Genomic DNA, 24,521 nt, shown 5'->3' on the forward strand with positions numbered 1-24,521 from the left:
GAGGTTGTACGCAACCTCCTCATTTTTTATACCCCTAAGAATATTAATCTTCAAACAAATTGCCCAATCCCCCCAAAACCGAACCACTTTCTTTACGTGATTGTGGGCCATAGATAGAAAGACGATCTACTAATTTTGAGATTGGCATTGACTGAATCCAACACTTACCTGTGCCCTGAAGAGTTGCCAAGAAAATACCTTCTCCGCCAAATACCATTGACTTGAGGCTACCCGAACGCTGTACACTAAAATTAACAGAAGGTTCAAATGCCACCACGCAACCTGTATCTACGCGGAGCGTTTCGTTATTAAGCTGACGCTCAATCACTACCCCACCTGCGTGAACAAATGCAAGTCCATCACCTTGAAGTTTTTGAAGAATAAAACCTTCTCCCCCAAACAAACCACTTCCCAAACGCTGGTTGAAGTGAATGCTCAACTTTGTACCCATGGCAGCACACAAAAAGCCATCTTTTTGGACAATGAGAGTATTACCATAAATATTTCTCAAGTCGATAGGCATCACCGTGCCAGGATAAGGCGCCGCAAAAGCCACCTTTCTTTTGCCGTAACCACGGTTGGTAAAATGCGTCATGAACAGCGACTCTCCCGTTAGCAAGCGCGTACCTGCTTGGAAGATTTTGCCCATGATGCTTTGGTTGGGATTTGTACCGTCACCCATTTTGGTTTCAAACTGAATGCCGTCTTCCATAAAAAGCATTGAGCCTGCTTCTGCAATCACCGTTTCGTTCGGGTCTAACTCAATTTCGACGATTTGGATGTCCTCGCCAATGATTTTGTAGTCAATTTCGTGAGAATACATGATTTTCTGTTTGTTAAGGTTATTTGGAATGTTTGTGTTGTCGATTACTCATCTTCTCCCCCTTCATTGAGGTCGTCGCGGTGACGTAATTTTTTATCGTCCACGTGTTTATTCAAAAACTGATTGATTTTATCAATGTCAATTGTTGACGTAATTTCCCCAAATGAATTGATACGAATATCGAAGCCATCGAGGTCTTTATGAACCCGAGGTTTCTCGGTCCCTTCGGGCGGGGTTGCTTTTTTCTTGCTCATTGTGGTTGAATTTTTCACGAAGTTAGAAACCGATTCCCCTATTCGCAATAGGCTTTGACTAAACGGTGACTTTTTTCCGATTTATGGTCAAAAACGCAGGCTCAATGGTTTACTTATGCTATTTGTGCGTCGTCCGTTGCTCGCAGCAGGCTGGTGGGCACTGTTTGTGGTAGTTTTGATAGGTATTGCGTGTTTACACAACCCTATCTTTAATCCTTGCACCTCTGCTCTTCTTTTCTTGTTAATTTTGGGTTGGAAATCTACGCTTGTGACATTTCCTAGCCTCGATGATGATGCCCCATTGATGACCCCAAAAAATGGCGTTCTTTTTATTTGGTTGTGCAAATTGGTTATCATTCCCGCCGAAATTCTGTGGGTAGGCAACCACATTTCTTTCAGCGAAACTGTTTCATCCATCGCGCTCGAATGCGGCATTATCCTGACTTCTTTCGTGTTTTTCGCCGTAGGTTGGCACCATAGCCCACTTTTTCCTTCCCGAGCCCTATGGCGTCCTTTTGCTCATCCAGCGCGTTATGGTTGGCTTTACCTTATCATTGGTTTTACTTCTATCGTCTTATTTTATGGTTCGTTTTCTAGCTACTGGACGGGGGCGTTGTTTACCTACACCACCCACGAAGCCATCGAAAACCTCAAAGGAAATTTTATTGGTGTACTGGCTAATATTGGTCAGCGATTTGGTTTTTGGGGAATTGTATTGCTTTGGTACAGCTACCATGTTCGCCAGTCACGGCGTTTAAAATGGTTTGAACACCTTGTTTTTTTATTGCTAGCTTTTACCCTCACCTTTAGTAGCAATCGGGCCAATATGGCCTTTCCTATTCTTGCCTTTCTGGGCGTTATCCTTGTTTATTTTCAACCCAAACGCAAATGGGCATTTAAACTTTTGGGCATTGGCCTTATCTTTTTGGTGCTCTTTTACGGGCATTTACGGGTGCAACCGTCGCTCGACACCGAACAAGTTGCGCTGTTGTTTGACCATTATACCGACGCCGACAACAACTACCTCGAATACGCATCTCAGCTTTACCTTGGCAGCCCCTATCAGTTATCGCCCCTATTATCGGTCAAAAACCCGCCTTTTACGTTAGTAGCTTCTTTGCTCGAACCCGTTCCCGTACTGGGCAAAGCATTTCGCGAAGAAAGTGGCCCTTTTTTATACAACTCCCTCATAAATAACCTTCAAGCACAAGACAAAGTCATTCCCGTGGCAGGCGAACTGTACCTCAACGGCGGGCTGTTATTTGTAGCCATCGGACATTTTCTAATTGGCATTATTTATCGCTGGCTCGACCGTCTTTTTCAAAAGTACCGTTTCACTAATCCTCCCCTTGCGGCAGCTTATTTCTACCTTTCTACGCTTTTTGCGGCCACCTTAGTGCTTAGTCTGACGGTACTGTCACAGTTTGTTTTGTTCAACGCCGCTCCTGCATTATTGATAATCACCATAAATTGGTGGCAAATGCGTAAGGGTTACTCAACATAGTTGGTTATATTTGCATCTTTGTTTAACTCATCATCCCCCAATTTTAAGTTGCGCACATGGAAAAAATAAAAGTGGCTAACCCTGTCGTCGAACTTGACGGCGATGAAATGACCCGAATCATCTGGCGTTTTATCAAAGATAAACTTATCCTGCCATACTTAGACGTTGATATTAAATACTACGACCTTGGCATCGAATACCGTGACGAAACTAATGATCAAGTAACGGTTGACGCCGCAAATGCCATTCGTCAATATGGTGTTGGTATCAAATGTGCTACGATTACTCCTGACGAGCAACGCGTAGAAGAGTTCGGTTTGAAACAAATGTGGAAGTCACCTAATGGAACTATCCGTAACATCTTGGATGGTACTGTATTCCGTGAGCCAATCGTTTGCCAAAATGTACCTCGTTTAGTAACCAACTGGGATGCGCCAATCATCGTTGGACGTCACGCATTTGGTGATCAATACCGCGCTACTGACTTTGTTACCAAAGGCAAAGGGAAATTGACTATCAAGTTTGAAGGTGAAGACGGAACGGTTATCGAACACGAAGTTTACAACTTCAAAAGCGATGGTGTAGCCATGGCCATGTACAATACCGACGAATCAATCCGTGGATTTGCCCGTGCTTGTCTCCAAGTAGGTTTGCAAAAAGGATGGCCTGTGTATCTTTCGACAAAAAACACCATTTTGAAGAAATACGACGGCCGTTTCAAAGATATTTTCCAAGAAATCTACGAAACCGAATTCAAAGACAAAGGCGTTCACTACGAACACCGTCTGATTGATGACATGGTGGCGTCGGCTTTGAAATGGAACGGTAACTTCGTGTGGGCATGTAAAAACTACGACGGAGACGTTCAGTCGGATACCGTTGCGCAAGGTTTTGGTTCATTGGGCTTAATGACTTCAGTTCTTTTGACGCCAGATGGCCAAGTGATGGAAGCTGAAGCCGCTCACGGAACAGTAACTCGCCACTACCGCGAGCACCAAAAAGGAAACCGCACTTCAACCAACCCAATCGCTTCTATCTTTGCATGGACGCGTGGTTTGGCGTTCCGCGGTAAATTAGACGGAAACCAACCACTTGTTGATTTCTGTAACGCACTCGAAACTGTGTGTATCGAGACAGTTGAAAGCGGAAAAATGACAAAAGATTTGGCAGTGTGTATCTACGGTAACAAAGTAAACCACGGAGAGCACTACCTCTATACTGAAGAGTTTTTGGATGCTATTGACGCCAACTTGCAGGCTAAAATAGCAAAATAAATTGTTCTTCTTCCCCTCTCTCAGTACTGGGAGAGGGGAATTTCTTTTTCTACCAGTGCGTCGCCTCGTTTTACTTCTTTTCTTCTTTTGCTCGCTTTCTACCGTTTATCCTCAACAACGCCCCAACGGCCACTTTTTGACCGATAGCATTGAGGTAGGAAAGCCTTTTAAGTACGCACTAAGTTTTCGACATTCACCTCGGGTTGAGGTTTTTTTTCCCGATACCAGCACTGCTTTCCGCCCCTTTGAGGTCATCAAGCTCGACTATTTCCCGACCGAAACCAACACCAAAGGAAGCTTGGACAGCGCGGTCTATACGCTTCTTTCGTTTGAACTCGTCAAAAACCAATCGCTTTCGGTGCCAGTTTGGGTAAAAGAAGGCCGCGATTGTACAGCCATTTATTCTGATGTGGACGCTATTAAATTGCGTGAACTCATCCAAGGAAATGTCTCCGATTCGCTTCACTTACAGGCTGATACATTGGTTGTGGCGTTAAAAAGCCAAACCAACTACCCGTATTTGGTGCTCATAGGATTACTCATTAGTTTGATTGGAACGGGCGTTTATTTGCTCTTTGGGGAAGCCCTGACCCGCCAATGGGAGTTGTACCAAATGTTTTTGAGAAACCGAGAGTTTAAACGAAGTTTTACCCGCCTTACCCGCGATATCAACGGCCCCAAAGGCATCGAAAATGCCGAAAAAGTGGTGGTGCTCTGGAAAATTTACTTGCAACGCCTCGAACGTAAACCTTACGTGACTTACACCACCAAGGAGATTATGGACAACCTGCCCGACGAACAATTGGCCGAAGCCCTGCGGTCGATTGACGGGGTGATTTATGGTGGGGTATCGTCGAGAAATACGGCGGATTCGCTCAATATTTTGCGGGATATTGCCGACCAAACCTATCGTAACAAACGCATTGAACTCCTTCAAAAAGGACGAACTAAAGCCAAACAATCTTAATCATGGCCAATTTTATTCTTCTATCCACGCCTATGCTCGGCAGTAGTTTTTCAGCCTATCGCGTAGCTATTATTGACGGGGCAAAAACCCCAACCCTCACTTCTTTTTACCAAGCCATCGAAAAGGGCCTTGGCTTCCCCGAAGATTTTGAACATGATTTGGAATCGCTCGACGAATTTTTGAACGATTTGGAATGGATTTCTGCATCGGACGTGGCCATTTTTGTCAAAAACTCAGACGGCTTTTTAGCGCAGGAAAAACCCAAGAAAATATTTGAACTCCTCAATCTGCTTGATGCCACCGCAGAAGACTGGAAATGGGTGGACGATGAAATGGAGCCTAAAAACGTCAAAATTGTTTTTCAAACCAGCGAACGCATTGCTTCATTGCTCGACGAGGAAGGCATCGCTTACGTGGCTCAATAAAACGCATCTTCGATGTGGTGAATCTGAACGGCGCTTGGATTGATAACGACTGAAACGACGTCGAAGCGAATGTCACCGTGCCAATCGCGGTCAAAAATGTAGTTTTCCGCTGCCTTCATAATGAGTCGGCGCTTGGTGGCATCCACAAACTCCTCGGGCATTCCGTAGCTGAGATTGGTACGGGTTTTAACTTCTACAAACACCAAAATTTTATTCTTTTTGGCGATAATGTCGATTTCCGCGTGGCGGTAGCGGTGGTTTCTGACAATAATCTCGTAGCCTTTTTCGGCCAAAAATTCAGCTGCTTTGTCTTCGCCTTGTTTTCCCGTGTCCAAATGTTCTGCCATGAGCGTGTGCGTTAGCCGCCCGCGCGTCTGTACTCTTTTTGGTACTGCAAGGGCGATTTCCCAGTAAGGTTTTTAAATTGTCTGTTGAAGTTTGAGACGGTGTTGAACCCACTTTCGTAACAGATTTGGGTCACCGAAAATTTTTCTTCAATCAACAACTTACACGCATAGCCCACGCGAATCTCGCTCACAAAGTCCGAAAACGTTTTGTTGGTACGGCTTTTAAAATAGCGACAAAAAGCCGCTTCGGTCATATTGGTGAGTGCTGCTACTTCGTTGAGGCGGAGTTCTTCTTTGAAGTGTTTCATCACGTATTCGTGCACCTTCTGCATTCGCTCCGTTTCCGAAACTTTGTGGGTATTGACGTACCCCACGCTCGTGATGTAGGTAGTTTCGGTAGAATGCGACAAGTAATTCAGCATGGTCAAAAGTTGGAGAATTGCCTCAAAACCATCAGTTTTCGACAGTTGATTTAAACTCTGACGTACGTACTCACGCGCACCTCCGACAATATCAAGCCCTCGGTAACTCTTCTGCAATAATTGTCGGAGCAAGTGCATTTCTGGTTTTTGGAAAAACGTTTCTCCCAAAAAATCTTCCGTAAAATACACCACAACACCGTGCGTTTTCAGTCCTGAATTTCCCTCAAAATACGCTCGGTCGCTACGCCAAAGGTGCGGGACATTAGGCCCCAAAAATACAGTATCACCTGCTTCAAAATGCCGTATATCGTCCCCAATAAATCGAGTTCCTTCACCTTCTAGTACCGTAAAAATCTGGTAGTGTGGATGAAAGTGCCAATTTGGGTCAAAATGAGCTTCGACCAGCTCAAGTGCCATAAACGAAGACGTAGGCACGCTTAGCTCTTTACGTAAAGGTATTCTCATCTTGCGTGTGGGTTAGCTATTATTTAACAAAAATAGAAGAAATACGTTCCTATTTTGGTTAAAATACAGTTAAAAGCATCTTACTACATCCATTCCCAAGCACTTTGATAGGCGTCTATCGACTCGGCATAAGCGATAAAATCTGCGTAAAATGGAAACTGCGCCAAGGTAGCACTGTCACCCACGATAACCAATTTTTTGCGGGCTCGGGTCATTGCTACGTTCATCCGTCGGATGTCTGACAAGAAACCGATCACTCCTTCGGCATTGCTTCTGGTCATGCTGATATAGACAATATCCCGTTCTTGTCCTTGAAAACTATCTACGGTATTTACGGCAATAGCTGGTAGAAAAGATTGCAAATCAGGAACCTGCGTCAGTTGGCCGCTGAGGACTTGAATTTGCTGTTTATACGGCGAAATAATGGCCACACTTGGCACTTCGTTGGGCGTTTTGGTTTTGGAAGCCCATTCGGCCATAAACTGGCTGAGGTGCTTGAGCAAAAGACCCGCTTCTTCGGGGTTAGTCGCGCTCGTACCTTCTATCTTTTCGTCGAAACCACAGCCAGCGGTATCAATAAAAAGCAAGGGTTTATCTTCCGCAAAAAGGCGTCGTTTGGCCACCGATGCGTGGGCTTTTAACAGATTTTTATAAAACACTTGCGAAGAATAACCCATGATTTGCTCATTCATGCGGTATTGTTCTTCGAGCAACGTCACGGCTTGCGGATGCAGCTCTACGCATTTTTCGAGCAATGTCTTACTTAAACCACTTTTTGCCGCCGTCTCTGATTTAATAGTTGGAGGAAGTTGGCAATGGTCACCCGCCAATACCACCTTTTCAGCTTTCAGCAGCGGAATCCAGCAGGCAGGTTCAAGGGCTTGCCCCGCTTCATCAATCACCACCGTCTGATACCGCCCCGACCGTACCGTATAATGATTAGAACCTACCAACGTAGCCGTCACCACTTGCGTTTTGGTCATCAAATCATCAATGATGTACTGCTCCGTGTTTCCTACTTCTTTCATGATTTTGTGGGCCTCTTCAAAAAGCAGCTTCCGTTGGTCACGTTCCGATTTCCCAAAACTTCGCTTGTACTTATGCGCCATGTTTTTAAACTCCTGCGCCTGTTTTTTGAGGCGCTTTGCTTCTTTCATTTGGGGATGGTCTGCCATTTTACCATCGAGCGTCAACGACATGAGGCGTTCGGTAACGCGGGCAGGATTTCCAACGCGCAAGACATTAACACCCTCTAAATGAAGCTTTTCACTCAATAAATCCACCGCCGTATTGCTTGGTGCTACCACCAATATTTTCTGATTATCACGGCGAACCAACGCTTTGATTGCTTGCACCAACGTAGTCGTTTTCCCTGTTCCTGGAGGCCCATGAACAATCGCTAGTTCGTTGGCTTTTAGAATAGTATTCACGGCGCGTTGCTGCGATTCATTGAGGCGTGGAAGCGTTATTTCGGGCTCATTTTCTTTAAATGTTGGGGTTTTATTTCCTGCCAACACCTGTACAAGTTCTCTGGTGGGAGTGGCTGCCCCTTCTGCTACGGCCATGGCTTGCTTGAGCGCTGATTGCATTTCTTCGTAACTATTATCATCAAAAAGCACTTCCACACCCAGCTTGCCGTCACGAGTCCAGTCGGGCAATTCGTCGGTTTTGAGAGTTATTCTCAACCGATTTCCACTTTGGTGCGCAATCGTGCCTTCTACGCGGTCATTTTTAGGATCGTGGTTACCAAAGAAAACCGCAGGAATCCCAAAACGGAACTGGTGAGAAATATCTTGGTGCGTTGTGCGCTCAAGTTCAACCGTCAAATAATCACCTCTACTCATTTCCGAACCACGTATCGCCACGGGATACCACGTGAGTCCATTGGCACGGCGCTCAGCCACCGAAGCTTGTTCGGTCAATCGTTGGTATTGGCGTAAATCCTCTTCACGCTCTACTTTCAGTAATTCCTGTAAATTTTTGAAATAATTCATACACAAAAGTAGGCTATATTCTCCAAAACCTTGCCTTTTAGAAACAGGTTGCATTTTGCTTAGCCTTGTTTGCAATAACATTTTTTTAACCAAAATTTATTCACAACAAAACTTTTCAATCAAAATACAGTCAAAACCTGCAAACAAACAATAGGTTTTTAGTACTATTTCTCCATAAAATTGCACTATGAAATACAGTATGAATTTGCTGCTTTGGGGCACTCAAATCGACGAGAGCCTCTTCCCGACCTTAGAGTTGATTCGGGAAATCGGATTTGAAGGGGTGGAAGTCCCCATTTTCAATACCAACCCTGACGCTTGGCATGGATGGCGTAAGAAATTGGACGAACTGGGTTTGCACCGCGAGTGTGATACCTTCTGTGGGCCGTCTGAAAACCTGATCAGTTCCGACCCTGCCATTCGTGCCTATGCCCTCGAAAACCTAAAGCGAGTCGTTGACTGCGGAGCTGTTCTTGGAGCGAGCAAGCTTATGGGGCCTTATCACTCCGCCTTGGGTGTCTTCACAGGACAACCTGCCACTGCCGACGAATGGAAATGGGGCGTAGAAGGAATCCAGAAGTTAGCCGATTATGCCCAACAACAGGGCATTCTACTTGGCTTAGAGTACCTCAATCGCTTTGAGCTGTACCTGACCAGTTGCGAAGATGAGCTAAGTCGATTTGTGGATGAAATCAACCACCCTAATTGCAAGATTATGTTTGACACCTTCCATGCCAACATCGAAGAAAAGAACATAGGCGACGCTATTCGTAAAGCAGGCGACCGTATTGCGTTTATTCAACTTTCGGAAAACGACCGTAGTACGCCAGGCAAAGGCAACGTTGACTGGCAAGGCGTTTTTCAAGCCATTAAAGACATTAACTACGACGGCTGGTTGAGTATCGAAGCCTTCAGTCCCAAACTGCCTGCGGCTAATATTTGGCGCAAAATGTTTGATTCTGAGGAACAATTAATGCGTGATGGCTTGGCTTTTATAAAAAACTCGGTTCTAGTTTAACGACTCATATTCACACTGTTGTTTAATTTTAACAACACCCAATCAACCATTTTTCCATGAAAAAAATCAATATTGCCATTGTAGGTCTTGGCTTCGGGGCGGAGTTTATTCCAATTTATCAGCGACACCCAAACGCCAATATGTATGCGATTTGTCAACGTAACGTCGAGAAGCTCAACGCCATTGGTGACGCATTCGGCATCGATGTACGTTATTCTGACTATGACGAACTGCTCAAAGACCCCAATATCGACGCTGTTCACATCAACTCCCCTATTCCTAATCACGCAGAGCAAAGCTTGAAAGCCCTTCGCGCTGGCAAGCACGTTGCCTGTACCGTTCCGATGGCTACTAGCGTGGAAGAGTGCATGGAGATTGTCAAAACCGTCAAAGAAACGGGCAAAAAATACATGATGATGGAAACCGTGGTCTATGCCCGCGAGTTTTTGTTTGTCAAAGAATTGTACGAAAAAGGCGAACTTGGGAAAGTTCAGTTCTTGAAGGCATCGCACCAGCAAGACATGGACGGCTGGCCTGACTACTGGCCTGGGTTACCTCCAATGCACTACGCTACACACTGCGTAGGTCCTGTAGCAGGTTTGCTTAAATTGGAAGCTGAGTACGTATCGTGTTTTGGCTCGGGGACCATCCGCGAAGAGTTAGCCAAAATTCACAACTCGCCTTTCGCGGTCGAGTCGGCACACATCAAGTTCAAAGACAGCGACTTGAGTGCGTACGTCTATCGTTCGTTGTTTGACGTAGCACGCCAATACCGCGAAAGTTTCGAGGTGTATGGTTCTAAAAAATCATTTGAATGGCCACTCATCGAAGGAGAAGAAGCGGTGATTCACACGGCGAAAAAAGAAGAGCACGAAATTCCAGAGCGAGTAGCAACGCCTGACTATGCGCACCTTTTGCCTGCCGAAATCCAAGATTTTACTACCAAAGGGGTTTATGACATTGCCGAAAACACCCACCTTTCGTTTACCCAGGGCGCAGGACACGGTGGTTCACACCCACACTTGGTGCATGAGTTTTTGATGGCTTTGGTGGAAGACCGCGAACCGTTCCCGAATGCTGCACAGTCGGCCAACTGGACGTCGGTGGGTATTCTTGCGCACGAATCGGCTATGCAAGGGGGTAAACTTTTGCAATTGCCTGATTTCTTTAACGCATAAACTATCTCTAAGTGCAAAAACTATTTCGCCGCGCCGCGGTTTGGTGGCGCGGCGAAACATTTATAGAAACAAAAAGTAATAACGAAAAACCAAATAGCCTCGGAGAGGCAAAACGTTTGTAGAAAAAACAATCACAAAAACATCAAAAAGCCTCGGAGAGGCAAAACGTTTGTAGGCAAAACATTTGTAGAAAGAACAATTACAAAAACATCAAAAAGCCTCGGAGAGGCAAAACGTTTGTAGGCAAAACATTTGTAGAAAAAACATTCTCAAAAACATCAAAAAAGCCTCGGAGAGGCAAAACGTTTGTAGCATATCGAAGCGAATACCCATTTGATTTTTTCAGTAACAAATAATCATTTAACCATACAATGAAACGTTTCCTAACCATTGTTTTGTCAGCAATTTTGTTGTGGCAATGTGCTACGCAAAAGACAACACAAACGACCCAAACCCAACAAGCGACCAAGCCTCGCCGCATTGAAATCCTGTTTTTGGGTGACAACGGACACCACCGCCCTATTGAGCGCGTGCCGTCTATCATGTCGGCATTAGGGGCAAAGGGTATCAACTTTACCTATTCTGATGACCTAAACGACCTAAACGCGACCAACCTTGCCAAGTACGACGGGGTACTTTTGTACGCCAACTGGGATACCATCAGCAAACCCCAAGAACGCGCGTTGGTGGACTACATCGCCAGCGGAAAAGGCTTTATCCCTGTTCACTGCGCCTCGTATTGCTTCCGCAATTCGGACGAGTTGGTGAAAATCATGGGGGGGCAATTTTGGCGCCATACGTGGGATACGATTCGCCCCGTTTGGACCAATCCCAACCATCCTGCCATCATGGGATCTAAAATGTTCAAAACGTTGGACGAAACCTACCTTCATACCAAGTTGCAGCCCGACAACCTCGTGTTGACTGAGCGTGAAATTCAGCCCGACCAATACAAAGACAAACCCAACACCAAAACCGAGCCTTATACGTGGGTTCGTACGCACGGCAAAGGCCGCATTTTCTACACGGCGTATGGCCACGACGACCGTACGTGGAGCCAGCCCGAATTTATGACCTTGTTGGAAAAAGGAATCCGTTGGGCCGTAGGCGACCAAGCCGTAAAAGATTTGGCAGCCCTTGATCCACTTCCGTTTACGTACAAAGAATCAAAACTTCCTAACTACGAAAAACGCCCAGGGCCACAACTCCAGCAAAACCCTGTTTCGCCCCAGGAATCGATGAAGCACATTCAAGTTCCTGCTGATTTTACGTTGGATTTGTTTGCCTCAGAGCCCAATGTGATGCACCCCATCGCGATGAGTTGGGACGAGCGCGGACGCTTGTATGTGCTTATTACCAAAGATTACCCCAACGATAGAAAAGATACGGGTGGTACGGACTATATCCTGATTTGTGAAGACACCGACAAGGATGGAAAAGCAGATAAATTTACCCGTTTTGCAGAAGGGTTGAGTATTCCAACGGGGATGGTGTTTGCCAACGGAGGGCTTATCGTAAGCCAAGCTCCGCACATGGTTTTCTTGAAAGATACTGACGGCGACGATAAAGCGGATGAAAGAAAAATCTTATTCTCAGGCTTCGGTACGGGCGATACCCACGCAGGCCCTAGCAACTTGCACTACGGTTTCGACAATTGGATTTGGGGCTGTGTCGGTTATTCAGGTTTTGAAGGAAAGTTGAAAGAAAACGCCGATACCCTCAAATTTGGCCAAGCGCTTTTCCGCTTCAAACCCGATGGGTCGAAAATAGAATGGGTGACCAGTACTTCCAATAATACTTGGGGCATGGGCTTCAACGAAGCAGGTGACGTATTTGGGTCAACTGCCAACAACTCGCACGGCTGGTACATGGCCATTCCTCACCGCTACTTTACGGGAAGCCTCGGCATGGGCCGCGACAATGGCAGCCGTGGCACCGACACCCACAAAGACATGAAGCCTATCACGCCGCGTATCCGTCAAGTGGACGTATTTGGTGGATTTACGGCCGCTGCTGGGCACAATTTTTATACCGCACGGTCATTCCCTAAAAAATATTGGAATCAAATTGCCTTCGTAGCCGAGCCAACAGGCCACGTTTTACACCAAAACCAGCTCGTTAAACGTGGAACTGATTACGAAGACAAAGAAGCCTTCAACCTCATGGCAGGTGCCGACGAATGGTTTTCACCCGTATTTGCCGAAGTTGGTCCTGATGGTGCTGTTTGGGTAGCTGACTGGTACAGCTTCATCATTCAACACAACCCAACGCCGCAAGGGTTTGGCAACGGAAAAGGAAATGCTTACGAAACCGATCTTCGTGATTTTACGCACGGACGTATCTACCGCGTGGGCTACAAAGAAGCCCCTGCTTATACGCCGATGGCACTCAGTAAAGAGCGCCCACAAGAACTAGTGGCAGCGCTCAAAAACACTAATATGTTTTGGCGTAACCATGCCCAGCGTATGTTGGTAGAGCGTGGCAACAAAGATGTTGTTCCTCAGCTCATCGCTTTAGTAAATGACCCGTCGGTGGACGAAGTTGGTTTAAATCCAGCCGCTATCCATGCCCTTTGGGCGTTGCAAGGCTTGGGCGCTATCTCTGACGAAAATGTTCTCAAAGCAGTTGTAGGCGCGCTCAAACACCCAAGCGCTGCGGTGCGTAAAAATGCCGTACAAGTATTGCCTTCAACCAACGCAACAGCACAGGCGTTGTTGAGCAGCAATTCCCTCAATGACTCGGAGCCGTTGGTTGTATTGAATACGTTGTTAAAATTCACCGAAACTCCACTTACTGCTGACGTTGAGAAGGCCGTTTTAGCCCGTTTTGAAAGTTCAAACGAGGCCGATGACCGTTGGTTACCCGATGCTTTCTCGGTCATTTTAAATGCGCACGGTGGAAAATTGATGCAGGCTTACCTTACCAAACGTACCGTAGGTCAACGTACCGAAACAAAGAGCAGCGAACCAAAAGCGGCCATGAATCATGACCACCACGCTATGAATCACGGAACGAGTACGCAGTCATCTGCTGCTGGAGCTACCAAGCCTGATTTAGCTATTACCAACATCACCATCAACCCTTCGGTGCCATCGGTGCGCGAGTCGGCAAGTATTACCATTGAAATCACCAACAAAGGCGTAGCGATTCCAAAAGGAACGGTTCCTGTTGTAAAAATAGCCATCGAAGGATTAGGGCTTAAAATCAACTACGTAAGTTACCAACTTAAAAATGGCATCGGTGCGGGCGAAACCATTCAGTTGGTGGAAAGCAACAACGGTCCGTGGGTAGGTCGTATGGGCTTTACAGCCGAGCAAGCGGGTAAGTTACGCATCAGTGCTACCATCGACGGCGACAATGCCATTCCCGAGGAAGATGATGTTAAAAACAACTCATTGAGCAAAACATTTGACATTAAACGCCCAGCAAAACTTTCAGACTTTGCCCTTGAGCGTGCTGCCCGTAGCTACGCTTCTTCTACGTCGCTCAGTCCTGAGTCGCTCTTGGAGTTGATTACCAAAGCAAATACGTTGGACGATGATGCGCGCTATGCGGTATTGAAAGGAATCGTTAACGGCTGGAACCCACGCCGTAAAGTAACCACCAGCGATGCGAATAAGTTATTGCTTGTTAGTGCCAAAGACGGTATTCCTGAAGATTTGAAAGGTAAATTTACGGGTATCGTCGAATCGTTTGGGGCTAATGCGCTTGTACCTGTTGACCCTAATTTGCAAGTTATCAAAATCAAGTCGGTGAAAGAGGCGATGAAGTTTGACTTAAAAGAATTTACGGTTATCGCAGGTAAGCCTGTCGAATTGGTTTTTGACAACCCTGACGCCATGCAGCACAACCTCGTGATTGTGAAGCCTAAAGCGATGGACATTGTCGGAAATGCCGCCGATAAGATGATTACGCAAAAAGATGCAGTGGAAAAAAATTACATTCCAAACTTGCCTCAGGTAGTAGCCTTTACACCTTTGGTCAACCCTGACCAGTCGTATCGCCTCACGTTTACAGCTCCTACCGAACCAGGAAATTATCCGTACATCTGTACCTTCCCAGGTCACTGGCGCATCATGAACGGCGTAATGAAAGTAGTGAAAGAGGAAACAAAGCCTACCACGAAGTAGAGCGCTATTATCTGTAAATAGACTAGCTAGCCCTTCCAAGTTTTTGAAACTTGGAAGGGCTTTTTATTTACACTTTTATAATAATTCCCTTCTTGTACATCACGTACAAAATCACAAACCAGATGGCTAAGAAAGTAAGTGCTCCTGCCAAAGAAGCGTTGTATTCGTTAGCAAACCAAACCCCTATCAAGTTTTTCTGCATCCATAACTGCGAACTTATCGGCCCGTCGGGGGTATCTATTTTTATCAGTGCCAACGTCCGAGGAATAATCCCCGATAAGAAAAAAACTGTGATGGCATTCACACCAAAAGCAACCACAGGCGTCGTCCACTTACGATACCCTTGAACGTCAATGAGCCAATAGCACAGCGCCAAGCCCACCATGGCCCAGCCTCCCGCGTACAATACGTACGAACTCGTCCACAACGATTTGTTGATTGGGAAAAACAAGTCCGCTATGAGTCCTGCCACCACCAGTCCATTCCCCGCAGCAAACAACCACGCAATTCGCTCCGCCACAGGCTTCTCGGTACGTAGCCATTGCCCCGTCAATACCCCTAGCAGCCCAGTCCCAACGGCTGGAATGGTGCTAAAGATGCCTTCAGGATCCCACACTTTTGCCGCTTTCCACAAGTGATTGGTACCCAAAATAGTCCGATCTACCCAAGCGCCCAAGTTGGTTTCAGGTTCTAAATTCGCATAGCCAACTCCAGGGACAGGAACGAAGGTCATCAGCACATAATAAGCCAGAAGCACCACCGCCAACAACCCAATTTGGGTCTTTCGGGTTGTTTTTATATAGAGAAGCGAACAAACAAAATACACAATAGCAATGCGTTGGAGCACCCCAGGAATTCGAACCGTTTCAAAATTAAACTTTGGATACAAGCTCAAAAAAAGTCCCAACCCAAACAGCGTCGCGCTTCGTCTTGCAATTTTCAGTACCGTAGGCGGGTTTTTCCCCATCGCAAATGCAATAGAAACGCCAACAATGAACAAAAAGAAAGGAAACACAAGGTCGGTGGGCGTGCAGCCGTTCCAGTGGGCATGGAGCAAAGGAGGATAGACGTGCCCCCAATCGCCTGGGTTATTTACCAAAATCATGGCAGCCACGGTCAGGCCGCGAAACACGTCTAACGAGAGTAATCGGTTTTGCATAGGGTTGGTCAATGAAGGATTTTACCTACGCAAGATAGCCGTTTCAGTTGAGATTCCCAGCCACTTTTAGCCCGCTTGGTACGCGTTTGGGAGTGCTACGATCAAACCCTTCGTCGTTGAGAGTATTCAGAAATTCTACGATGTTTGAGATATCTTTAAAGCTAACTTTCAATGAATTTAGCAACGGGTCAAGCTGTGCTTTGCTCACTTTGGGGTTACGGATTTTGTCTCCTGACAAATCCTCATAAAACTCCAAAACGTGTTCGAGCGTACGGAGTTTTCCACTGTGCATGTAAGGAGCGGTGTAGCGTAAGTTTCGTAAAGTGGGCGTTCTAAAACGGTAACGATTGTCCACTCCTGCATCCGTTTCGGGAAGCTTTTCGTTGTCAGGAACGCCTAATGTGTGAAGTTGAAAATCCGATAACATCGGGCCATTGTGGCATTTTGCACAGCCCGATTTTAGAAACGCTTGCATCCCGTCGCGTTCGTTGATAGAAAGTGCGGTATTGTCGCCGCGCATGTATTGGTCAAAGCGAGAATTGCCCCCAACGAGCGTTCGTTCGTAAGCCGCAATCGCTTGTCCGAGGGTACGATTTGTGATGGAATCTTTAGAACCAAACGCTTTTTGGAACAACAAACGATATTCAGCATTGGCGAGGAGGCGTTTAATTACACTATCCAACGCTACTTCTTTGGTATAACGATGTCCCCGCATTTCTTCCAATGATTTAATGGGTTCGAGCGCTTGCGCTTCCAAACCTTTTGCCCGCAAGTCCCAAAACATGGGCGCGCTACTCGCCTCTACACGACCATTTTCGCGAATGCCGTTGAAGGCGGCGTTAAGAACCGTTTGCGAATTTCGCTTAACAAAAGGAATGTCGTTAGGCGTCCGAAAAGCGCGTTTGCTTCCCATTCCGTGGCCATTAACCCCAATAGAAATTTCCAAACTTTCGGCAAAGCCAAATTCAGGCTGATGACAGGTCGCACAAGCCACATCTTTGTGCCCCGACAAAATGGGGTCAAAAAACAGTAATCGCCCCAAAGCAACTTTTTCGGGTGTGGTGGGATTATCGGCAGGGGTAGGCACACGCGTAGGCAAAGCCGCCAGCCGCGTACTATCGTCGGGTACCTCCTTTTTTTGAGTACTGGTTTGCGTTTGGTCATGCGTTGCACAGCTTAGGACTATTGCCCAAAGCCCCAGCAGCAAGCCTTTCCAAAGTTGTCGTAGTATCATTTGAGCAAAACTACTATTTCTATCTTTAGAAAGGTATGACCTACGTCAAACCTAATAGATTGAAATTAGTCCCAGCTCATTTTATAACGAAGCGACACTAAGCCACTTTCATATACTTTAGAATCGACGAGGGTCAACCATTTACGTTCTTTCAACTCTTTAAATAGCGGTTTTCCAGCGCCCAATACAATGGGATGAATGGAAAGCCAAACCTCGTCCACCAATCCCAAGTTCATAAGGCTACTGGCCAGTTCTGCTCCGCCAAAAAGCCAGATATCTTTTCCAGGCAGCGATTTAATGGTACGTACTTGCCGTTCAATATCGCCTTTGATGAGTTTTTTGCGTTCGAGTTTGAAGTCAGGCAACGTATTCGAGAACACGTATTCGGTTAATTTAGGCATCCAAGCGGTTTCGCCTTCGTTGGTCAACGCCATTTGGTAAGTTTTACGACCCACAAACACCGCATCAATCCGTTTAAAAAATTCATTCAGTCCATAGTCTTGGTCCGTAAAGCACCAATCGTACTCTCCGTTGGGGCCTTCGATATACCCATCCAAACTCATGGCAAGACCTAAAATAACTTTCCTCATATCGTTAGGGTTTTTACTGCTTTACTGAGCGGGCTTTTCCACTCGTTTCTTTGTTTTCATTGCTACTATGTTTTCATAAGAAGTATTCACTCCTTCTACAAAAGCGGTCAGTCTTACTTTATCCAAACTCACGTGTGTCCATCCAAGCTGCCCCCATTTATTAGGCACGGGATAAAAGGCATCATCTTCGCAAAAAATGGTTTGCTGTTCAGGGGTAAACTTCAGCGTCACCCATTTGTTTTCAATATTGAAAGTCGCAAAAATCTTCCCTTTGATTTTATAAGCAGGTTTGTCAAAGTGCGCTTCTTCTTTCGCATTTGGCATATTGACCAACACCTCATGCGCTTTTTCTACATCTATCATTTTATCAACTTACTTCACTTCCTGAAAGTTAATTTCTGCGCTCTCAACTTTCGGAAAGTTTACTTTCGCGGTTTATTAACTTCCCGAAAGTTCGTGGTCGCGAAAATAACGCAGGGTTTGTCCATAATCCAAACCCATCGCCATTCCTCTCACGGCCATCGTAATCCGTTTTGTTTTTGTCTCAATGGTTTTTGCCGATTCTATCCACTTTGTGTAATAGTTTTGGTGACCAAGCGGCAGTTTGTTAAAATACGCCAACGCCTTGGGCTCGTCTTCCAAGCAAGCCAATAAATCAGCCGATTGCGGCAATTCATCCGTATCAATCTCTAGTTGCACGCGTACTACCGCCCCTTCTTTTTTACGCAAGCCACGACGCATCTCTGCATTGATTGGGATAATAAACCCTCCGTCGCCCATCGGTAGCATGGCCACGAGTTTGATGGAAAAATCGTCCAACTTTCCCTTCACTCGGTACGATGCTTTTACGTTTGGGTTTAACTCATGGGCTATTTCGGGCAAAATTTCTATATACGTCCAGCCCGTTTTTTCTCCTTTTTTGTCAAACTTGCGTAGTTCTGCGGTAAATGCAACCATTGTTTTTCGTATTTCGAGACTTAGCAAGTTTTGAACGTATTGATAAACAAACTTGCCAAGTCTATTTCTACTCTTAGACTCGGCAAGTTTGTACATCGACGCCTTGAAAACTTGCCAAGTCTGAGATGACACAACAAATTTAGTATCCTCTACTGACAACCCTATGTCAGTATTGTGAATCAACTTTCAAAAATATATAAAAATTTTTTGTCACTTGTGTCCAGTTTCCATCTGACCGTTCGTCATTCGTATAAATTCAATTATTTCGTATCACCAAAACACAATTACGACCATGAACAAGTACATGTTTTCATTCTGGAATGCTATCCCTGCGGAAGATGCTTTTGCTAATCTTTCTCCTGAAGACATCCAAGCCGAAATCCAAAAGTGGAACAACTGGATTGGTGGCATTGCAGCCCAAGGCAAGATGATTGCTACCGAAGCGCTTTATCCAACGGGCAAAACAGTTTCAGGCTCTAGCCACGTCATTACCGACGGGCCATTTACAGAAGGCAAAGAAATCATTGGGGGCTTTATGCTCCTTACGGCCGACAGCATCGACGAGGCCGTCGAGTTGTCGAAAGGCTGCCCTATTTATGAATCGGAAGGGCGCGTAGAAATTCGTCAAATCCAAAGCTTTGAGTAATTTCTGAATGACAGAGGTTCACCAACTGGCGGAGCATCTTTTTCGGCACGAGTCGGGAAAGATGCTCGCCGTCCTGACTCGTTTGTTTGGTTTTCCCAATTACGACACCGCCCGCGATGTCGTGCAAGATACCCTATTGGCAGCCATGCAACACTGGAAAGTTCACGGCATTCCCGACAACCCAACGGGCTGGTTGTACGCAACGGCCAAAAACAAGGTGCTTGACCGCCTTCGTCGCGAACGCCTGCACGACGAACTCAGTGTGCATTTATCTCATCAACTTCAATCGGAACAAGCCATGCAACAGCACATCGACCAGCTTTTTTTGGAACACGAAATCGAAGACAGTCAGCTTCGAATGATGTTTGCGTGCTGCCATCCCAGCTTACCTCCTGAAGCTCAAATTACGCTCATTTTAAGGACTTTGTGTGGACTGAGCATTCCCGAAATCGCCAAAGCTTTTTTATCGAACGACGAAACCATCAACAAACGGCTTTATCGGGTCAAAGACAAAATCCGTAGTACACCCATTGACTTGGAAGTACCTACTGGAAACGAGCTTTTACCGCGTTTGGACGCTATTTTAAAGGCCATTTACTTGCTTTTCAACGAAGGTTATACTTCTCAATCACCCGACCTGCTCATCCGAAAAGACCTGTGCGAAGAAGCACTGCGTTTGGGGACGTTGTTGTACCAACATCGTTACACGGCTTTACCCAAAACAGCAGCTTTGTTGTCACTGATGTATTTTCAAGCCTCTCGCTTTGAGGCGCGCCAAGATGAAGAAGGAAATATTGTACTACTGGCGCACCAAAACCGCCAAAAATGGCATCCCCAGCTTATTCAACAGGGCATCTATTACCTTGATGAAGCCTCTCGCGGCGACGAAATCAGTTCGTATCACTTAGAAGCGGCCATTGCCAGCTACCACGCGCGCGCCGAGACGTTTGAAAAAACCAATTGGCAGGCAATTACGTATTTGTATCGGTTGCTGGAACAAATCAATCCTAGCAGTATGGTGCAGTTTAACAAAGCCATCGCCATTGGTTTTGCCGATGGCCCACAGCGCGGCATTGATGCCTTATTACCCCTGACAAGTTTGGCCAAAAACCAGTACTACCAAGTAGCCTTGGGGGATTTTTACGCCCAACTTTCCCAAAAATCCACCGCCAAAGCCCATTACGAAACCGCCATCCAACTCACTACCTCGAAAGCTGAATGGCAGTTGATTTGGAAAAAGATAGAAGCGCTGTGAGTCGCTGTGAGGGAGGTTGCTCACAACCTCCTCCGCACGCGTGTGACGGGGTACTCATACCCCGACGCACGGACGCACATTAGTAGTCCACAGGCTCTAAAAAGCCCATTTTTCCCGATTGGTAATCTTGCAACGTCTGCCTGATTTCGGCTTCAGTATTCATCACAAACGGGCCATAACTCACAATCGGTTCGTTGATGGGTTCGCCTCCTAAAATCAACAAACGCGTTTCGTCGCCCTGTGCCGTGACCGTTACCCACTCCCCTTTTTGACTCAATTTGGCAATGTTCTTCGCAGGAAGTTGTTTTTCGTTATTGAAACTCGCACTTCCCCGCGCTACGTGTACAGCCACGTTAAAGCCTTCTGGTAATTGAAGCTCAAATTCGCTGTTTCCTTTCACAATTACCTCTACCAAAAGAACGGGCGAATAAGTCAGTGCAGGGCCTTTTACCCCCGCGATTTCCCCCGAGATGACCCGAAGCTGTGTCTGTTCGTTTAACTGTACCGTCGGGATTTGTGCCGAAGTGAGTTCTTGATAACGCGGCTTTTCCATTTTATGGGCGCGCGGCAGATTGACCCACAACTGCACGAAATCAAGTACGCCACCTTGACGCGAGAAATTAATTTCGTGCTTTTCTTCATGGACCAACCCCGAAGCCGCCGACATCCACTGCACGTCGCCCGCAAAAATCACGCCTTTGTTTCCTGCTGAATCGCGGTGCTGCAATGCCCCGTCAAACACCACCGTTACGGTTTCAATGCCACGGTGGGGATGTTCGTCCACTCCTTTGGGTACAGGTGACGGTTTCACCTGCATCGGCCCGTGGTGGTCAAGCATCAAAAACGGGCTAAAATCGCTGAAACGCTGCGAAGGAATCATACTTTGTCCCACAAAACCGTCGCCTACTTGCTGCGGGCGGCCTGCCCACGTATAGTCGATACTTTTGAATGCTTTCATTTTTTTAGGTTTAAAATTTGATTGATGTGGTCAATTTCATCTTGAAAAATACTGTGCGGAGCATTCGGGTAGATTTTTTCCACCACTGTCGCACCTAATGTTCTAAACACCTCACTACTCGATTGCACACGGTCTTTGGGAACGTGCGCATCCACGTCCGAACATCCCAAGAAAATCGGTGTTCCCGCAAAATTCCCCGTATAACGTTCGGTTTTTACACTGTCACCAATAACGCCTCCGCTCAAAATAAACACGCCACCAAAAGACTGTGCATGACGGGCAACAAACTCCGAGGTCAAACACGCTCCTTGCGAAAAACCCAAGAAATATACGTTTTCGGACGGTATTCCCGCTGCTTTTACCGTATCAAGCAACTCTTTCAAGACAGCTAATCCTGAAGACAACCCAGGTTCGTTTTGGGCTTCGGGCGCCAAAAAACTGTACGGATACCACGTATTACCCGTCGCTTGGGGAGCAGCCAGTGCAAAACCATCGACCGCCAATTCGGCGGCAAGGCTTAAAATACTTTGAGCGCTTGCACCCCGACCGTGGGTCATAATGAGTACGCGTTTGGCTTGGTCAAGGGGTACACCCGCCCAAACCGTATTTTTTATATTGTGCATTTTTGTTTATCTGTTCAAAATCCCTCTCCTTTCGGGAAGGATAAGCTATTTATTGTTTTTTTCACAAAGAATAAGTCCCTCTCCAGAAAGGAGAGGGATTTAGTTCGGACGGCCGATGCCGTGAGGTTACTCAATCCCATATTTTTTATAAACCGCTTCGATAGAAATAGGTTGCAACAACTGCTCAATTTTCTCGCGGTTGCGTTCTTGCCAAGGTGGAAGTTTTAAGGCTTGACCCAATTTAGCTTTTTCTTCGTCCAACAAAAAGCCTGGAGGCGTGGTAGCTACTTCAAACAATACCCCACCAGGTTCGCGGAAATAAATCGAATGAAAGTACTGACGGTCAAGCACGTTGGTAGGCATAAAACCTGCCGACATCACAGCCTCTCTCACTTCCAACTGCGAAGCGTCGGTTGGGGTATCGAACGCAATGTGGTGAACGGTGCCTGCCCCGCCAAGTCCCCAGCGATTGTTGCTATCCCAAACGATGTCCACGTACTGACCTGCGCCTACGTTCCCTTTGGCCGCGTAACGACGTCTTGGGCCAGATTCCGCAATAAACTCGTAATTGAGCGAGTTGGCTAACAAAGCCTCGGTGCGTTCGTAACTGGTTTCCCAAAGTTCTACGCCCCAAAATCCACGAATCGAATACTCAAGCGGAATATGTCCGTAGGTAAATCCTTGGCGAAAATCTGTATCGTTGGCAATCAACTCCAAACCTAAACCATCGGGGTCTTCAAAATACACCACCACTTCGTTGAAGCGTTGTTGAGGTGCTTTATAAAGAATGCCATATTGGTCAAAGCGTTTCAACCAATAATCGAGGGCAGCAGTCGGAATTGAAAACGCGGTGGTAGCGGCTTGGCCTTTTCCGTGGCGGCCTTTCTGCGACCCCGCTCCGAACGGGAAGAAGGTCAAAATGCTACCTGCGTTGCCCGTTTCGTCACCGTAGTAAAAGTGATACACGTCGGGCGCGTCAAAATTGACCGTTTTTTTCACCAAACGTAATCCCAAAAGCCCTACGTAAAAATCAACGTTTTGTTGAGGGTCAGCGGCAATGGCTGTCACGTGGTGTATTCCTTTTATTAATTGTGTCGTTTCCATGTTCTTGTTTGTTTATTGTTACTGGGGTTGTTTTTGATGCTACAAAGGTCATGCAAAACCCCTCGCCGTTCAATGGCGAAACACAGGAATACGTTGTCAAAATCAAGGAAGCCATTTTTTTCTCAAAATTTTTCCCGCTGCTTGCGTTTATTCTGATAACTTATTTTATTTACGTAATTAATTACGTAAATATTTAAACACAAAAGTCGCATGGATTTTTATCGTACTTTAGGCTACGTAGCACTCGGTAGCTACATGCGCCGCCTCGGAGAAGTGAGCCTACAAGCATCGGCCCAAGTGTATCAGATGTACGGCATGGAAATGGAAGTTAAATGGTTTCCCGTTTTTTTGTCAGTCGCGCAAAACGAGGCCGAAACGGTTTCTAAAATCGCCGAATACATCGGTCAATCGCACGTGGGAGTGAGTTTGATGGTCAAAGAAATGACCAAAGCAGGCTTGTTTGAAACCCAAAAAGGCCCGACCGATAAGCGCGAAACGCTCGTACGGCTCACCGAAAAGGGACAAGAAATGAACCTTCGCATGAACGAACTACTGGAAGATTTACAAGATACGATGAATGAGGTGCGAAACGAATGCGAAACTGACGTATTGCGGTCGTTGATGGAATACGAACAAGTTATTTTGAAAAAACCATTACCCGAACGCATCAAATCGCGCTTGAAACAACGCGAGCGCAATAAAGTCACGATTGTGACCTTCGACCCAACCAACGAACTGCACCGCGAAGCGTTTAAACGTATTAATTACGAATGGATTGAGCGCTATTTTAAGGTCGAGCCCTTGGACATGGAATCGCTCGAAAATCCCGAAAAGTTTTACATCAAAAAAGGGGGTATTGTACTCCTAGCCGAATATCAAGGGCAAATTGTGGGAACCTCAGCCCTCAAACCCATGACCGACGACTGCATGGAGCTCTCAAAAATGGGCGTGGATACCAATGCCAAAGGATTGGGTATTGGCGAATTATTAGGTCAATCCATCATTGACGAAGCGCGCCGCATGGGCTTGAAGCGCTTGTACTTGGAAACCAATTCGCGCCTGCTTCCCGCCCTCAACCTGTACCAAAAATTAGGATTCAAAACCGTCAAAGACTTCAGCTCACCGTATTCGCGCGCTGACGTCGCGATGGAGTTGTGGCTGGGGTAAAATTTTTGCGTTCGGCACTTTTGTACT

Annotated in this window: 23 protein-coding genes; 10 read left to right on the top strand and 13 right to left on the bottom strand. The window is 46.3% G+C overall.

Going from position 1 to position 24,521, the window contains the following annotated elements; genetic code table 11:
- Positions 1–43 precede the first annotated feature (43 nt).
- Positions 44–823 carry a TIGR00266 family protein gene (locus AC23P2_RS01980; protein ID WP_122932432.1) on the bottom strand — a complete coding sequence of 260 codons (780 nt, stop codon included), beginning with the start codon at positions 821–823 and terminating at the stop codon, positions 44–46.
- A gap of 44 nt (positions 824–867) precedes the next feature.
- A complete protein-coding gene (locus AC23P2_RS01985; RefSeq protein ID WP_037300299.1) occupies positions 868–1,077 on the bottom strand; it encodes a hypothetical protein in 210 nt (69 codons plus the stop codon).
- Between the two features lie 115 nt (positions 1,078–1,192).
- Between AC23P2_RS01985 and AC23P2_RS01990 the strand changes: the two genes are divergently transcribed.
- The 4 genes from AC23P2_RS01990 to AC23P2_RS02005 are packed head-to-tail and all read left to right on the top strand — an operon-like array spanning position 1,193 to position 5,247.
- Entirely contained in the window at positions 1,193–2,581 is a 1,389-nt protein-coding gene (locus AC23P2_RS01990) for a hypothetical protein (protein WP_487771632.1), read from the top strand.
- A gap of 56 nt (positions 2,582–2,637) precedes the next feature.
- Positions 2,638–3,855 (top strand): NADP-dependent isocitrate dehydrogenase, encoded by a 1,218-nt coding sequence (locus AC23P2_RS01995; RefSeq protein ID WP_487771633.1) that lies wholly within the window; start codon positions 2,638–2,640, stop codon positions 3,853–3,855.
- A 55-nt stretch (positions 3,856–3,910) separates the two neighbouring features.
- The gene (locus AC23P2_RS02000) at positions 3,911–4,822 is read left to right on the top strand and encodes a hypothetical protein (RefSeq protein WP_487771634.1); all 912 of its coding nucleotides are present in this window, start codon (positions 3,911–3,913) and stop codon (positions 4,820–4,822) included.
- Between the two features lie 2 nt (positions 4,823–4,824).
- A complete protein-coding gene (locus AC23P2_RS02005; protein WP_487771635.1) occupies positions 4,825–5,247 on the top strand; it encodes a barstar family protein in 423 nt (140 codons plus the stop codon).
- On the opposite strand, the gene AC23P2_RS02010 is transcribed toward AC23P2_RS02005, so the two are convergent.
- From AC23P2_RS02010 to AC23P2_RS02020, 3 genes are all read right to left on the bottom strand, one after another.
- On the bottom strand, positions 5,241–5,594 hold the full coding sequence (locus AC23P2_RS02010; protein WP_487771636.1) for a YraN family protein: 354 nt from the start codon (positions 5,592–5,594) through the stop codon (positions 5,241–5,243). The two genes, AC23P2_RS02005 and AC23P2_RS02010, sit on opposite strands and share 7 nt — an antisense overlap.
- Positions 5,595–5,605: 11 nt before the next feature.
- On the bottom strand, positions 5,606–6,481 hold the full coding sequence (locus AC23P2_RS02015; RefSeq protein ID WP_487771637.1) for an AraC family transcriptional regulator: 876 nt from the start codon (positions 6,479–6,481) through the stop codon (positions 5,606–5,608).
- A gap of 83 nt (positions 6,482–6,564) precedes the next feature.
- Positions 6,565–8,475, bottom strand: a complete 1,911-nt coding sequence (locus AC23P2_RS02020) for an AAA domain-containing protein (RefSeq protein WP_487771638.1) — start codon at positions 8,473–8,475, stop codon at positions 6,565–6,567.
- Positions 8,476–8,662: 187 nt separating this feature from the next.
- Between AC23P2_RS02020 and AC23P2_RS02025 the strand changes: the two genes are divergently transcribed.
- The 3 genes from AC23P2_RS02025 to AC23P2_RS02035 all read left to right on the top strand — a co-directional run bounded on the left by AC23P2_RS02025 (position 8,663) and on the right by AC23P2_RS02035 (position 14,801).
- Positions 8,663–9,493: a sugar phosphate isomerase/epimerase family protein gene (locus AC23P2_RS02025; RefSeq protein WP_487771639.1), complete on the top strand. Its 831-nt coding sequence runs from the start codon at positions 8,663–8,665 to the stop codon at positions 9,491–9,493.
- A gap of 56 nt (positions 9,494–9,549) precedes the next feature.
- On the top strand, positions 9,550–10,671 hold the full coding sequence (locus AC23P2_RS02030; RefSeq protein WP_487771640.1) for a Gfo/Idh/MocA family protein: 1,122 nt from the start codon (positions 9,550–9,552) through the stop codon (positions 10,669–10,671).
- 371 nt (positions 10,672–11,042) lie between these two features.
- On the top strand, positions 11,043–14,801 hold the full coding sequence (locus tag AC23P2_RS02035) for a PVC-type heme-binding CxxCH protein (RefSeq protein WP_487771641.1): 3,759 nt from the start codon (positions 11,043–11,045) through the stop codon (positions 14,799–14,801).
- A gap of 67 nt (positions 14,802–14,868) precedes the next feature.
- Here AC23P2_RS02035 and AC23P2_RS02040 read toward each other — a convergent pair whose 3' ends face one another.
- From AC23P2_RS02040 to AC23P2_RS02060, 5 genes are all read right to left on the bottom strand, one after another.
- A complete protein-coding gene (locus tag AC23P2_RS02040) occupies positions 14,869–15,960 on the bottom strand; it encodes an acyltransferase family protein (protein ID WP_487771642.1) in 1,092 nt (363 codons plus the stop codon).
- Positions 15,961–16,003: 43 nt separating this feature from the next.
- On the bottom strand, positions 16,004–17,194 hold the full coding sequence (locus AC23P2_RS02045; RefSeq protein ID WP_487771643.1) for a cytochrome-c peroxidase: 1,191 nt from the start codon (positions 17,192–17,194) through the stop codon (positions 16,004–16,006).
- 65 nt (positions 17,195–17,259) lie between these two features.
- On the bottom strand, positions 17,260–17,784 hold the full coding sequence (locus AC23P2_RS02050; RefSeq protein WP_487771644.1) for a dihydrofolate reductase family protein: 525 nt from the start codon (positions 17,782–17,784) through the stop codon (positions 17,260–17,262).
- A 21-nt stretch (positions 17,785–17,805) separates the two neighbouring features.
- Positions 17,806–18,147: an MmcQ/YjbR family DNA-binding protein gene (locus AC23P2_RS02055; RefSeq protein ID WP_487771645.1), complete on the bottom strand. Its 342-nt coding sequence runs from the start codon at positions 18,145–18,147 to the stop codon at positions 17,806–17,808.
- 75 nt (positions 18,148–18,222) lie between these two features.
- Positions 18,223–18,741, bottom strand: coding sequence for a DUF1905 domain-containing protein (locus AC23P2_RS02060; protein WP_487771646.1), 519 nt, complete (start codon positions 18,739–18,741; stop codon positions 18,223–18,225).
- A gap of 292 nt (positions 18,742–19,033) precedes the next feature.
- On the opposite strand from AC23P2_RS02060, the gene AC23P2_RS02065 reads away from it, so the two are divergent.
- Both AC23P2_RS02065 and AC23P2_RS02070 read left to right on the top strand, forming a co-directional pair.
- Positions 19,034–19,387: a YciI family protein gene (locus AC23P2_RS02065; protein ID WP_487771647.1), complete on the top strand. Its 354-nt coding sequence runs from the start codon at positions 19,034–19,036 to the stop codon at positions 19,385–19,387.
- Positions 19,388–19,394: 7 nt separating this feature from the next.
- Entirely contained in the window at positions 19,395–20,642 is a 1,248-nt protein-coding gene (locus tag AC23P2_RS02070; RefSeq protein WP_487771648.1) for an RNA polymerase sigma factor, read from the top strand.
- 79 nt (positions 20,643–20,721) lie between these two features.
- Here the strand turns inward: AC23P2_RS02070 and AC23P2_RS02075 are convergent, their stop codons facing one another.
- The 3 genes from AC23P2_RS02075 to AC23P2_RS02085 all read right to left on the bottom strand — a co-directional run bounded on the left by AC23P2_RS02075 (position 20,722) and on the right by AC23P2_RS02085 (position 23,327).
- Positions 20,722–21,600 carry a pirin family protein gene (locus AC23P2_RS02075; RefSeq protein WP_487771649.1) on the bottom strand — a complete coding sequence of 293 codons (879 nt, stop codon included), beginning with the start codon at positions 21,598–21,600 and terminating at the stop codon, positions 20,722–20,724.
- Positions 21,597–22,223, bottom strand: a complete 627-nt coding sequence (locus AC23P2_RS02080; RefSeq protein WP_487771650.1) for an alpha/beta hydrolase — start codon at positions 22,221–22,223, stop codon at positions 21,597–21,599. Before AC23P2_RS02080 ends, AC23P2_RS02075 begins: the two co-directional genes overlap by 4 nt.
- Positions 22,224–22,349: 126 nt before the next feature.
- Entirely contained in the window at positions 22,350–23,327 is a 978-nt protein-coding gene (locus AC23P2_RS02085; protein WP_487771651.1) for a ring-cleaving dioxygenase, read from the bottom strand.
- 210 nt (positions 23,328–23,537) lie between these two features.
- On the opposite strand from AC23P2_RS02085, the gene AC23P2_RS02090 reads away from it, so the two are divergent.
- Positions 23,538–24,494, top strand: coding sequence for a bifunctional helix-turn-helix transcriptional regulator/GNAT family N-acetyltransferase (locus AC23P2_RS02090; RefSeq protein ID WP_487771652.1), 957 nt, complete (start codon positions 23,538–23,540; stop codon positions 24,492–24,494).
- Positions 24,495–24,521: the final 27 nt, after the last annotated feature.

It is taken from the genome of Runella sp. R0.1_18 (assembly GCF_057652155.1).